The 13,010-nt window shown below is 63.9% G+C and carries 8 protein-coding genes; 5 read left to right on the plus strand and 3 right to left on the minus strand.

The window, feature by feature from the left end:
- The first annotated feature begins 31 nt into the window (after positions 1 to 31).
- Together VGN46_RS00400 and VGN46_RS00405 are read left to right on the plus strand one after the other, a co-directional pair.
- Positions 32 to 3,034, plus strand: coding sequence for a TonB-dependent receptor (locus VGN46_RS00400; protein WP_414675187.1), 3,003 nt, complete (start codon positions 32 to 34; stop codon positions 3,032 to 3,034).
- 78 nt (positions 3,035 to 3,112) lie between these two features.
- The gene (locus VGN46_RS00405) at positions 3,113 to 4,417 is read left to right on the plus strand and encodes an acetamidase/formamidase family protein (RefSeq protein ID WP_331639443.1); all 1,305 of its coding nucleotides are present in this window, start codon (positions 3,113 to 3,115) and stop codon (positions 4,415 to 4,417) included.
- A gap of 9 nt (positions 4,418 to 4,426) precedes the next feature.
- Here VGN46_RS00405 and VGN46_RS00410 read toward each other — a convergent pair whose 3' ends face one another.
- Positions 4,427 to 5,968: an MFS transporter gene (locus VGN46_RS00410; RefSeq protein WP_331639445.1), complete on the minus strand. Its 1,542-nt coding sequence runs from the start codon at positions 5,966 to 5,968 to the stop codon at positions 4,427 to 4,429.
- A gap of 142 nt (positions 5,969 to 6,110) precedes the next feature.
- Here VGN46_RS00410 and VGN46_RS00415 point away from each other — a divergent pair, with 142 nt between their 5' ends.
- The 3 genes from VGN46_RS00415 to VGN46_RS00425 all read left to right on the plus strand — a co-directional run bounded on the left by VGN46_RS00415 (position 6,111) and on the right by VGN46_RS00425 (position 11,013).
- The gene (locus tag VGN46_RS00415; protein ID WP_331639447.1) at positions 6,111 to 6,713 is read left to right on the plus strand and encodes a TetR/AcrR family transcriptional regulator; all 603 of its coding nucleotides are present in this window, start codon (positions 6,111 to 6,113) and stop codon (positions 6,711 to 6,713) included.
- A 158-nt stretch (positions 6,714 to 6,871) separates the two neighbouring features.
- A complete protein-coding gene (locus tag VGN46_RS00420) occupies positions 6,872 to 7,966 on the plus strand; it encodes an efflux RND transporter periplasmic adaptor subunit (protein ID WP_331639449.1) in 1,095 nt (364 codons plus the stop codon).
- On the plus strand, positions 7,963 to 11,013 hold the full coding sequence (locus VGN46_RS00425; protein ID WP_331639451.1) for an efflux RND transporter permease subunit: 3,051 nt from the start codon (positions 7,963 to 7,965) through the stop codon (positions 11,011 to 11,013). Before VGN46_RS00420 ends, VGN46_RS00425 begins: the two co-directional genes overlap by 4 nt.
- A 124-nt stretch (positions 11,014 to 11,137) precedes the next feature.
- On the opposite strand, the gene VGN46_RS00430 is transcribed toward VGN46_RS00425, so the two are convergent.
- Entirely contained in the window at positions 11,138 to 11,938 is an 801-nt protein-coding gene (locus VGN46_RS00430) for a family 1 encapsulin nanocompartment shell protein (protein WP_331639453.1), read from the minus strand.
- Positions 11,931 to 12,968, minus strand: a complete 1,038-nt coding sequence (locus VGN46_RS00435; RefSeq protein WP_331639455.1) for a Dyp-type peroxidase — start codon at positions 12,966 to 12,968, stop codon at positions 11,931 to 11,933. Before VGN46_RS00435 ends, VGN46_RS00430 begins: the two co-directional genes overlap by 8 nt.
- Positions 12,969 to 13,010 lie beyond the last annotated feature (42 nt).

Raw genomic sequence — 13,010 nt, forward strand, 5'->3', positions numbered from 1 at the left:
GCCTCATTCCGGATATCAAGGGGAAGTTGTTTTGAAGCAGAACGCCGTTCTTTCCGCCCGTAGCCGCCTGTTCGTCGCGGTGGTGGCCATTCTTGGCGCGGCCCATGCGAACGCGCAGTCCACCACGGGCTCGATCACAGGCCAGGCCCCGGTCGATGCCGGTGAAACCGTGCTGGTCCAGGGGGATTCCGGCCTCAGCCGTGAAGTGTCCGTCGATGAAAAAGGCCGTTATGTGGCGGGCCAGCTCCCGCTCGGCACCTACACGGTGACGTTGAAGAAAGCGGGCACCGACATTCAGAAACGCGGCGGGGTGACGCTTCGCGTCGGCGCCTCGGTCGACGTATCCTTCGTTACGCGGGCCACCCAGAACCTCGATTCGGTCACAGTGACCGACAACGTGCTGCCGCGGATCGACGTGGCGGCGGTTGATTCACGCAGTGTGATCACCGCGGACCAGCTGGCCAAGCTGCCGTTGGCCCGCAATGCCGACGAAGTGGCGCGCCTTGCACCCGGTGTGGTGGGTAACGGCGGGGGTTACACCGGTCCGACAGGCCAGCGCCTCAACAGCTTTGGCGGTTCCGCGGCCAGTGAAAACGCCTACTACATCAACGGCTACAACGTCACCGATCCCCAGCGCGGCCTCGGCGGCATATCCCTGCCCTACGGCGCGATCGACCAGCAGGAAGTCTATACAGGCGGCTACAGTGCGCAGTACGGGCGTTCCGACGGCGGCGTGATCAACCAGGTGGGCAAGCGCGGCACCAACGACTGGCACTACGGCGCACAGATCCTCTGGGAGCCGGACTTCGCCCGCGCCGACACCGTCAACACCTTCTACACCAATGGCCTGCCCGCTTCACCGGTGGCCGGCTCGCTATACAAGCCCAACCGGCAGAACCGCGACTGGGTCACCACCGTGAGCAGCTACGTGGGCGGCCCGCTCATCAAGGACAAGCTGTTCTTCTTCATCGCGGGCGAATTCGAGCGCGAGCAGGCCGACACGCATAACGCCGTGGATAGCGTGAGTCCCGACAACCACTACCGATACGATTCGCCGCGCTGGTACGGCAAGGTCGACTGGAACATCACCGATAACAACATCCTTGAACTGACCGGCGCCTCCAGCAAGCGCGAGACCCAGGGCACGATCTACGATTACGACTACACCGCGCTCCAGCGCGGTGAGCGCATCGGCAGCGCGGACAATATCAAGACCGGCGGTGACCTGTGGAGCGCGAAGTACACGGGATACATCACCGATAACCTCACGATTTCCGCCCTGTACGGCAAGATGAAGCTGGACCAGTACGATCAACCCGGCGCCTATGATGGCTCGCTCACGTATGCGGATGGACTGATCAACCAGAATCCCGCCCTTAACGGTGGTTCGCCCATCGGCAACAACCAGACCGTGCAAACGGTGATCGCCCCCGGTCGAAGCACGCGCAGCAACAACACGCGCTTCGATATCACGTATACGCTGGGCGACCACACGCTGAGCGCGGGCATCGACAACCAGGTGACCCGGGCGATCGACCAGGGCTCGACCGCCTCGGCCGATGGTTACTACTGGTCCTACGGCAAGGCTGATCCCAACGTGCCGATCTCCACCGGCCTGGGTGTGCCGGCGACCGGCGGTATTCCCAACGGCCAGCAGGGCTACTACGTGGTACGCCATGTCGTGAGTTCACTGGCCAGCGTGCGCGCCACGCAGCGCGCCCAGTATGTCGAGGACAAGTGGCAGGTCAGTGACCAATGGCTCGTGTCGCTCGGCCTGCGCAACGACCAGTTCGAGAACTTTAATCGCGACGGCGATTCCTATGTCAGCCAGCATCGACCGCAATGGGCTCCCCGCCTGGGCTTCAGTTGGGATGTGAACGGCGATGCCAGCTTCAAGGTCTACGGCAATGCCGGACGTTACTACCTGGGCCTGCCGCTCAATCCCGGCCTGAACGCCGCCGGTGCGGCACTCAGTACCTCGCAGTACTTCACCTACGGTGGCATCGATGGTCAGGGCCTGCCCACCAACCTGACGGCGTTCTCCGCACCGGTGTCGTCGAATAACTACTACGGCGTCCTGCCCGATGCGCGTACCGTCACCGCGAACCAGCTGAAATCGGAGTACCAGGACGAGTTCATCCTTGGCTTCCAGAAGACCGCGGGCGCTAACTGGGTTTACGGTGCCAAGGCCACGCAGCGCATCCTGCGCAGCGCCATCGACGATTATTGCGATGTGGACCGGATCACCGCGAAGGCCGCCGCGCTCGGCTACGATGTCGCATCCACGAACAGCTGCTACCTGTTCAATCCCGGCCGGGCGAATACCTTCAACCTGATCGATACCGACGGCAACGTGGTAAACGTGCCGCTCAGCAACAAGGAGCTGGGCTTCCAGGGTCTCAAGCGCCGTTACTATTCGCTTGAGGGATTCTTCGAGCATCCGTTCGATGGCACCTGGTACGGCAAGCTCGACTACGTGTTTTCGCGTAGCTACGGCAATACCGAAGGGCAGCTCCGTTCGGACCTTCAGCAGACAGCGGCCTCCACCAGTGAAGACTGGGACAACAGCTACATCATGGAGAACGCCAACGGGCCCACCAACAACGACCATCGCCACCAGCTCAAGCTGTATGGGTATTACCAGATCACACCGGAATGGCTGGTCTCCGCAAACTTCAGCCTGGTCTCCGGCGCACCGAAGACCTGCCTCGGCTTCTACGGTCCCGACCTGACCGATCCCTCCGGTTACGGCAACGCGTATCGCTACTGCGACGGTAAGCCTTCGCCGCCCGGATCGCACGGACGCCTGCCGTGGGTTCGCCAGCTGGATGTCGGGACGACCTACCGTCCGGCCTTCGCAGACGGCAAGCTGGCCTTCACCGCGAGCATCTTCAATCTCGCCAATGAGCAGCGGCCGCTCAACATCTATCCGTATTCACAGACCGACCCGGGCGTGGCTGATCCACAGTACGGCCAGGCACAGGTCCGGCAGCTGCCGCGTTATGCGCGATTCGGCGTGAGCTACGACTTCTGAGTCAAAGGTCATGGTTGACTACATCTGTCGTCAGTCGTTAGATTGACGACACGTGTAGTCAATCATGCAGGGTCGCCGATGCCAAGCCGTATGGTCGTGTTTATCGTTTCCGCGTTCGCGGCGTTATCGGCCCAGGCGGGGGAATCCTGGATCATTCGCACCGACCTATGGGGCTCTCCCGCGTTCTCCACGCTTAACGCAAACGTGGCCGGCAGCACGATCACCGGCGATATCGATGGCGACCGCATGGAAGGCACACAGACGTCCGGAGCCTGGCAGGTGACGACCACCGACGCGGAAGGTCATGCATCGCACTACACGCTGCGCGTGTCTGGCACGCGGCTCACGGGCAACGCCGATCTGCCTGATACGAATGATCCCTCCGCACGCGCTGCACACGAGGTAACGGGATGGCGCGTTCCCGAACGGCCGCGCGGTCCACGCGTCGTCGACTTCGTGCCCTCCGACTACTCCAACACGTGGAATGCCGATCGCGCATCGGTGTTGGTGGTCTGGCCGGGTGACACGATCCACACCACCACGATCGACTCCGGCGGCGTCGACGAACATGGCAAAACGCGTGCCTTGTTCGGCAACCCGCAGACAGGGCCGTTCTTCATCGCCGGGGCAACACCAGGCGATACGCTGGTCGTGCATATCCGTCGCCTCGCGCTGAACCGCGACTATGCCGACAGCCTCGACACGATCGTGGGTCGCGCGCTCGCCACCCCGCTCGTCGCCAAGGCGGGCGATCTCGGCAAACCCGTACGCTGGATCCTCGATCGCCAGGCCAACCGCGCCCGACCCGACGGCGCGACGGGCGCCCTTGCCCACTACAGCGTTCCGCTAAAGCCGATGTTGGGCGGCCTGGCCGTCGCGCCCGGCTTCGGCATGCCGGCGTTATCGACCGGTGACACGGGTCGTAACGGAGGCAACATGGATTTCAACGAGGTGGTCGCAGGCAACACCGTCTATCTTCCGGTGCAGCAACCTGGCGCCCTGCTCTACTTCGGCGATGCGCATGCCCTGCAAGGCGACGGGGAAACCTCGCAGTACGCGCTGGAAACATCGATGGATGTCACGGTAACCGTGGACCTCATCAAGGGACGAAGCGTATCGATGCCGCGCGTCGAGTCACCGGACGAGATCATGGTGCTTGGCCAGGCGGGCTCGCTCGATGAAGCGTTGAAAGCCGCCAGTGGCGGCATGGTCCAGTGGCTGCAACAGGACTACGGCCTCACGCTCTCTCAAGCCGCGCAAGTCCTGGGCACGGCGATGCGCTACAGCGTGCCGAACCTGGCCGGCCGTAGCGTCGGCGTAGCAGCTCGCATCAGCAAGTCCGTGTTACCTGCTCACAAAGACGAACGCGCCGCACCGCAATGAAAGCGGCTATCACCCCTTCGGCTTGTCGCGAATCATCAGCCATGCAATGAGCGCTGACAGCGCCGCCAGCGCGGTGGACAGCAGCATGACCTGGCGGAAGCCGGTCACAAAGGCTTCATCCACCAGGCGCCTCGCCACTTCCGCACCGGCGGGGAGTTCGATGCCAGCCAGTCTCGCGCGCTGGGCGAGGATGGTCGCCACCGTCTCGCGGGGTAGATGCATCCTGGCAAGACCGCCTTGCAAGGTCGCGTCGAACCCATGCGTAAGCACCACGCCGAACACGGCGATCGCGATAAGGCCTGCCACGCGCGACACCGCGTTGTTGACGCCCGAGGCGGTGCCGGCGAGCGAGGGATCCAGCGCATTCATCACTGTCGTGGTGAGCGGCGCGATGGTGATGCTCATGCCAAGGCCAAGCACAACCGACGCTGGGAAGAAGGTGGTCCAATAGGAATCGCCGACGCCAGGCAAGGCATACAGCGCGAATCCCACCGCCGCCACGCTGGGCCCTACCACCAGCGGCAGGCGCGCGCCGACCACGTCGACCAGCCGCCCCGAGATACGCGACAGGGCAAACATGATGGCGATGAACGGCAACAGCGACGCGCCCGCCGCCGTGGCGCCATAGCCCTGTACCTGGATGAGGTTGAGCGGCACGAAGAACATGCTCCCGCCCAGCGAGGCGTACAACAGCAGGGTTAGCAGGTTCGCGCCTGAAAAATTGCGGTCACGGAAATGCGCAAGGGGGAGCATGGGCGAAGAAGACCGCCGCTCGACCACCACAAACGCGATGAGGGCGATCGCGCCCACGGCGCCCGCCACCACGACCGCGGTGGCTGACCACCCTAGCATAGGCGCCTCGATCAGCGCATAGATGACACCGGCAAGGCCCAGCGTGGCGAGCCCGGCGCCCGCGATGTCGATACGCCCGGCGTCCGCACCGCGACTCTCGGGCACGCGCCACTGGCAAATGGCCACCAGCGCAACGCCCAGCGGCAGGTTGATAAGGAACGCCCAGTGCCATGAGAGGTGTTCGACGAGGAAGCCGCCGAGTACTGGCCCGATGGCCGCGGTCACCGCGCTGAACGCTGACCATGTACCGATCGCGCGACCGCGCCGCTCTTTGGGGTATGCCGACGTGATCAGCGCGAGACTCCCCGGCACGAGCAAAGCGGCGCCGAGGCCTTGCGCCCCACGTGCGACGACCAGGGCCGTGACGTCCGATGCGGCGGCGCACGCCAGCGACGCTAGCGTGAATACGATCGTGCCGATGACAAAGACCCGGCGACGTCCAAAGCGGTCGCCGAGCACGCCGCCCACCAGCAGGAGTGCCGATAGCAGCAGCGCGTAGGATTCCATGACCCATTGGGCATCAGCGGTCGTCCCCTGCATGGCGCGCTGGATCGCCGGCAAGGCCACATTGACGATGGTGCCGTCGACGAAAGCCATGCCCGATCCGAGGATCGCCGCGACGAGAGTCCAGCGCCGCTCGCTTTCGGTACAGGCCACCGCGGTGGCCTGGGGGGTGTCGGCAGATGCGCTCTCGGTCATGCTCGGAGCTTAGTGCCTCCCGGCCCGGACGCCTTGTACAGTACGAACGCTCACGTGCAGGGATTGAAGGAGTTAAGTCGGTGACCCATATACATATCAGTCACCGTTTGCCCTTCAACCCGTCCTCAGGTATAGGTGGGAGATGAATTACGCTCCAGTTCCCGATACACCGTCGCCAGGCATTCGCGACCAGATTATCGATGCGGCCGATGCCCATTTCAGCCGCTACGGTTATGCCAAGACGACGATGGCCGACCTGGCGGGCGCGATCGGCTTCTCCAAAGCGTATATCTACAAGTTTTTCGATTCAAAACAAGCGATTGGCGAAGCTATTTGCAGTAAAACCCTGGCTATCCAGTTCGCTGCGATCAGCGCGGCGGTGGCGGCGGCGTCGGGCCCTCACGAGAAGGTCCGTGCGCTGCTCCGCACGGCCGTGGAGCAATGCCTGACGCAGTTCTTCAACGACCGGAAGCTCTACGATATCGCCGCACATTCGCGCGCCGAAGGTTGGGCAAGTTCCGAGACGCATGTTGCGCAAATAAATGATCTTCTTGCAAATATTGTCCAGGAAGGCCGCGCGATCGGCGCCTTTGAACGGAAGACGCCCCTCGATGAAGTCTGCCGGGGCATCATGCTGGCCGCGCTGCCGCTCGCCGATCCCCTGCTCCTGCAACACAACCTCGATCAGGTCGAGGAAGGCTTGCCGGCCATTACCGGCCTGATCCTGCGCAGCCTCGCCCCGTAAACCCCCTGTAGGAGCGCGCTTGCGCGCGATGCGTGCTCGCGGCAAGACCCATCGCGCGCACGCGCGCTCCTACAGGTCGAAAAATAATTCTTGGTGACCACTTGCCATTTTGGTCACTCGACACCAAGAAGTGGTTTTCCCCGTCCCGGAAAGCCACCATGCACGCCCGCTACCTCAACCTCAGCCTTACCTTCCTGGGCAGCACGGCACTCGCCCTCGCTCTCAGTGCCTGCTCCCGCACCGAAGCGGATCCCCGCCTGGCCGCGCCTCTGGTCCGCACCGCCACCCTGGAAGCGACTCGTGCGAACGAGGCAGCCTTCTCCGGCGTAGTCTCGGCCCGCGTCCAGAGCAACCTGGGCTTCCGCGTTCCGGGCAAGATCATCGAGCGGCTGGTCGATGCAGGGCAAAGCGTTACGAAGGGCCAGCCGCTCATGCGGATCGATCGCACTGACCTCGCACTGGCCGACACCGCGTCGACCAGCCAGCTCGAGGCCGCCCGCGCACAAGCGATCCAGACCGCCGCGGATGAAAAGCGCTTCCGCGGCCTGGTCGGTCGTGGCGCGGTATCCGCATCCTCGTATGACCAGGCCAAGGCCGCCGCCGATGCTGCGGCGGCACGGTTGCGGGCGGCGCAAGCACAGGCCGCGGTCACGGCAAACGAAGCCGGTTATTCGGTACTGCTCGCAGACGCCGATGGCACCGTGGTCGAAACCCTGGCGGAACCCGGCCAGGTCGTCACCGCAGGCCAGGTCGTGGTGCGCCTCGCCCACGCGGGCCCACGCGAGGCGCTGGTTTCGCTCCCAGAGACGATGCGCCCTGCGATCGGGTCGCCGGCACGCGGCACGCTCTACGGCGGCGAGGGTGCAAGTGTCGGCGCTCACCTCCGCCTGCTGTCCGATGCGGCTGATCCGCTCACGCGTACCTTCGAAGCGCGCTACGTGCTAGACGGCACCGCCGCCGATGCGCCGCTCGGCGCCACCATCGTGATCCACCTTTCTACGCCAGGCGCCGCGTCCTCGGCCATTCCCCTCGCGGCGGTCTTCGATCGTGGCAACGGCCCAGGTGTGTGGGTGCTACAGGAGAAGACGTCCACCGTGGCATGGCGCGCAGTGACGCTCGGGGCTGTCGGTGACGAGACGGTTGCCGTGACGGCCGGCCTCCAGCCGGGCGAGCGGTTTATCGCGCTAGGCGCACACCAGCTGCACGACGGTGAGCAAGTGCGCACGAACCTCAGCGCGGGTACGCAGCCATGAGTGGTTTCAACCTTTCGGCGCTCGCCGTACGCGAACGTGCGGTGACCCTGTTCCTGATCATCGCCGTCTCGGTCGCGGGTCTGTTTGCCTTTGTCCACCTGGGCCGGGCCGAAGATCCCGCGTTCACCGTCAAGGTGATGACCATCGTCAGTGTATGGCCAGGCGCCACCGCACAGGAAATGCAGGACCAGGTCGCCGAGCCACTGGAGAAGCGGCTGCAGGAACTGAAATGGTACGACCGTAGCGAGACGTTTACCCGACCCGGCGTGGCCTGGACCACGCTGACGCTGCGCGACGACACGCCGCCCGCTGACGTACCCGATGAGTTTTACCAGGCACGCAAGAAACTCGGCGACGAAACGGCGAAGCTCCCGCCGGGGGTGATCGGCCCGTTGATCAACGATGAATATGCCGACGTTACGTTCGCCCTGTACGCGCTGAAGGCCCGTGGCGAGCCGCAACGGCTGCTCGTTCGCGAGGCGGAAACACTCCGCCAGCAGTTGCTGCACGTGCCTGGGGTGAAGAAAGTGAACATCATCGGCGAGCGCCCGGAGAAGGTCTTCGTCGAATTCTCGCACGAGCGCCTCGCCACGCTGGGCATCGCGCCCACCGCGATCTTCGATGCGTTGAACAAGCAGAACGTGCTTACCGCTGCCGGATCGATCGATACCGCCGGACCGCAGGTGATGATCCGTCTCGATGGCGCGTTCGATGACCTGAAGGCGATTGAGCAGACCCCCGTGGTCGCGAACGGCAAGACGTTGCGGCTCGCCGACATCGCCACCGTACGCCGCGGCTACGAAGACCCCGCCAGTTTCCTTGTCCGCAACGATGGCGAGCCGTCACTCATCCTCGGCGTCGTGATGCGCGAGCGTTATAACGGCCTCGCGTTGGGTAAGGCGTTGGAGAAGGAAGCTGCCACAATCTCGCAGAACCTGCCGCTAGGCCTTTCCTTCAGCAAGGTCACCGACCAGGCGGTGAACATCGCCGAGGCCTACGACGAGTTCATGCTGAAGTTCTTCGTGGCCCTGGCCGTGGTGATCGCCGTGAGCTTGATCAGCCTCGGCTTCCGCGTCGGCCTGGTGGTCGCGGCCGCCGTGCCGCTCACGCTCGCCGGTGTCTTCATCATCATGCTGGTGACCGGCCGTGACTTCGACCGCATCACTCTCGGCGCCCTGATCCTCTCACTGGGTCTGCTCGTCGATGACGCGATCATCGTGATCGAAACCATCGTGGTGAAGATGGAAGAAGGCAAGGATCGCGTCGCTGCAGCCACTTATTCCTGGGGCCATACGGCGGCGCCCATGCTGGCCGGCACCCTGGTGACCGCGATCGGCCTTATGCCGGTCGGCTTTGCCCAATCCACCGCGGGCGAGTACGCCGGCAATATTTTCTGGGTGGTGATGTTCTCACTGCTGACATCGTGGCTCGTGGCCGTGGTCTTCACGCCGTACCTTGGCGTGAAAATGCTGCCGAACATCGCGCCGGTACCGGGTGGGCATGCAGCCATTTACGGCACACCGCGCTATCGAGCTTTCCGCCGGCTTATCGCCTTTGTCGTGCGCCGCAAGGTGATCGTGGCGCTGGGCGTGGTCGGCCTGTTCGTCGTCGCCGTCTTCGGCATGGGCTTCGTACGCCAGCAGTTCTTCCCGATCTCGGATCGCCCCGAGGTCCTGGTAGAGGTCCAGATGCCGGAAGGCAGCAGCATTGACGCCACCACCCGTGCAACCACCCAGGTCGAGGACTGGCTGCGTAAGCAGCCCGAAGCGAAGATCGTCACCAGCTATATCGGCCAGGGCGCGCCGCGCTTCTTCCTTGGCATGTCGCCGGAACTCCCGGATCCTTCGTTTGCGAAGATCGTCGTGCTTACCCCGGATGAAAAAGCTCGTGAAGCGCTGAAGCTGCGCGTGCGTGATGCCGTACAGCAAGGTCTCGCACCAGAAGCGCGCGTGCGTGCCACGCAGATCGTGTTCGGGCCGCCGTCGCCGTTCCCGGTCGCCTTCCGCGTCTCCGGCCCGGACGAGGGCAAGGTGCGCGCCATCGCCGCGCAGGTGCGCGATGTCATGCAGAAGAACCCGTCGATGCGCACGGTCAATACCGACTGGGACGAGCGCGTGCCAACGGTGCATTTCGTGCTGGACCAGGATCGCCTGCAGGCGATTGGCCTGAGCACGCACGATGCCGCGCAGCAGATGCAGTTCCTCCTCACTGGTATTCCGGTGACCAGCGTGCGCGAGGATATCCGTTCGGTAGATGTGGTGGCACGTAGCGCGGGGCCGACCCGACTCGACCCCGCGCAACTGGGTGCCTTCAGCCTGGTCGGCAGCGCGGGCCAGCGCGTGTCGCTCGCCCAGCTGGGCCACGAAGAAACCCGCATGGAAGATCCGATCCTGCGTCGGCGTGACCGCGTGACGACGATCACCGTGCGCGGCGACATCGATGAGAAGGTCCAGCCGCCTGACGTATCGACGCAACTTATCGGTCAGCTGAAGCCGGTGATAGATGCACTACCGCCCGGCTATGCGATCGACACCGCGGGTGCACTCGAAGAGGCCGGCAAGGCTAACAAGGCACTCGCCGCGGTCTTCCCGCTGATGATCCTGTTGATGATGATCGTGATCGTCTTCGAGGTACGCTCGATCTCGGGGATGTTGATGATCCTGGCCACCGCGCCGCTCGCGCTCGTTGGCGTGGTGCCCACCCTGCTTCTCTTCCACCAGCCGTTCGGCTTCAACGCCATCCTGGGCCTGATCGGCCTGGCAGGGATCATCATGCGCAACACGTTGATCCTCATCGGCCAGATCCGCACCAATCAGGAGCAAGGACTGGATACTTACCACGCGGTGGTCGAGGCTACCGTCCAGCGCTCACGGCCGGTCATCCTCACGGCACTCGCGGCCGTACTGGCCTTCATCCCACTGACGTTCTCGGTGTTCTGGGGCTCGCTGGCCTTCACACTGATCGGCGGCACGATCGGCGGCACGGTGCTTACGCTGCTGTTCCTGCCGGCGTTGTACGCCATCTGGTACCGGATCAAGCCGTTGTAGGGGCGTGCTTGCGTGCGATGGGGCTTGCCCCGAGCACCCATCGCGCGCAAGCGCGCTCCTACAAACAGCCGGGGATAGCGTGCGTGGTAGTGGTAAGCCGGGGATACGGCGGGCGTGAAAGCAATCAGCCCGCGAGCAGGTCGACGGATGCTTCGCTGGTGAGTGCGAGGAAGGTGAAGGTCTCCTGCAGGTACAAGGTCACGGTTTTCGCATCGTGCGAGTCGTAGCCGATGGATACATCCTGGCCGAGGTGCAGCTCGTAATCACCACCACGGCCGGTCAGGAGCAAGCCACCCTCGATGGCCGGCGCCCAGACGATCGCGCCGTTGAGCATGCCGTGCAGCTCGCGATAGACCGGGTAGCCTTCATCCGTGGCGCCGTTCATCGCCGCATACGCCTTGGCACCCAGCGCGAGACGGTAGGGTCCGTTCACGCCGGAAAGACGCAGTTCGCTCAAGGCCTTTGCCACCGCGCGCGGATAGGCGGCGATATCGGCAGGTAACGCGACCTTTTTGTTGTTGGTGACCTGGCGGATACCGGTGATACCCGCGGCGTCGTAACCATCGAACACGGCACGGTCCTCGGCAAACGCCAGCGTGCGCGCTGCGTCCTTCAATGGCTGCAGGTCCGGATCGTTCGAACCGCGCGCCACGCCATCGATCTCATCGCGCGAAAGCACGAAGGGCACACGCAGTTCGACGAGGGGCGCCATCTGGCGCTGTAAAGCACGGATACCCGGTTCCGGTGCCTTGATCTCGCGGACATGGCCGGTGGCCACACCGCCGACATCGTAGCCCCGGGGCCCGACCACATCGACAAGGCGCCGCGCCGCCATGTGTTCCTTCAGCGTGCGCGTCGCCTCTTCCTCAATCTGCTTCCATGCGCCGCCGCTGACGGGGGCCAGTTCACGAAACAGGTTACCCATGGGTGTTCTCCATCTTGATCGAGCCGATACCCAGTGAGCCGTCACTCGAAGGCGCACCGTCATCGGATTCAGAAACAGGCCTTGCGCCGGTGGCACCGGGCGCATCGGGAATGGCGCCGAGAAAACTGGCCGCCGGTACGAAGAACAGACCACCGGTCGTGGCCACGCTGAAATCGAGCAGGCGATCGTAGTTGCCAGGCGGCAGGCCGACGAACATGTTATTCAACATGCGCTCCGTGCGAGCCGGCGAACGCGCGTAGCCGATGAAGTAAGTACCAAATTCGCCCTTGCCCACGTCGCCAAAGGGCATGTTATCGCGGACGATATCCAGCTCCTGTCCATCCTCCTCGATGCTGGTCAGCACGTTGTGCGCATACGAGGGCTTTTCCGAATCCTCGAGCTCGATGTCGGAGAGCTTGTGCCGGCCAATGATTTTCTCCTGCGCCTCGACCGGAACCTGGTTCCAGCGCTTCAGGTCATGCAGGTACTTCTGCACGATGACATAACTGCCACCGGTGAAGTCAGGATCCTCATCAGCGATGACCGCCGCTTCGATCGCTTCGAAGCCGGTGGGGTTTTCGGTGCCGTCGACGAAGCCGATCAGGTCGCGGTCGTCGAAGTACTTGAAGCCGTGCACCTCGTCAACCACCTCGACCGCGCCGTCCAGCCTTGCCAGGACCTGGGTCGCGAACTCGAAGCAGAGATCCATGCGCTTCGCGCGGATATGCAGCAGCACGTCGCCTGGCGTCGAGGGTGCACGGTGCACACCGTTGATCTCCTTGAACGGATGCAGTTCGGCCGGGCGTGGGCCAGCGAAGAGGCGATCCCACACGGTCGAGCCAAAACCCATGACGCAGGACAGTTGGCCATCCAGGTCGCGGAAACCGACAGCGCGCAACAGCCCTGCCAGGTCACCGCACAGGCGGCGCACGGCATCGGCCGGGGCCGTCCCGGGATTCACCGTCAGCACCAGGAACATGGCCGAGCGCGATAGCGTGGCGACCACTGGCTGCGGGACAACATTCACCACGATCTTGCTCCTTCATCTCGCCAGGAAGGAGGATCCGTCACG

The sequence above is a fragment of the Luteibacter sp. genome, assembly GCF_036500425.1.
GTDB lineage: Bacteria > Pseudomonadota > Gammaproteobacteria > Xanthomonadales > Rhodanobacteraceae > Luteibacter.

What these genes read in the sequence shown, in the direction of transcription:
- VGN46_RS00430 (WP_331639453.1), bottom strand. Translation starts at nt 11,938, where the DNA reads ATGGGTAACCTGTTTCGTGAACTGGCCCCCGTCAGCGGCGGCGCATGG.
- VGN46_RS00405 (WP_331639443.1), top strand. Translation starts at nt 3,113, where the DNA reads ATGCCAAGCCGTATGGTCGTGTTTATCGTTTCCGCGTTCGCGGCGTTA.
- VGN46_RS00420 (WP_331639449.1), top strand. Translation starts at nt 6,872, where the DNA reads ATGCACGCCCGCTACCTCAACCTCAGCCTTACCTTCCTGGGCAGCACG.
- VGN46_RS00425 (WP_331639451.1), top strand. Translation starts at nt 7,963, where the DNA reads ATGAGTGGTTTCAACCTTTCGGCGCTCGCCGTACGCGAACGTGCGGTG.
- VGN46_RS00415 (WP_331639447.1), top strand. Translation starts at nt 6,111, where the DNA reads ATGAATTACGCTCCAGTTCCCGATACACCGTCGCCAGGCATTCGCGAC.
- VGN46_RS00410 (WP_331639445.1), bottom strand. Translation starts at nt 5,968, where the DNA reads ATGACCGAGAGCGCATCTGCCGACACCCCCCAGGCCACCGCGGTGGCC.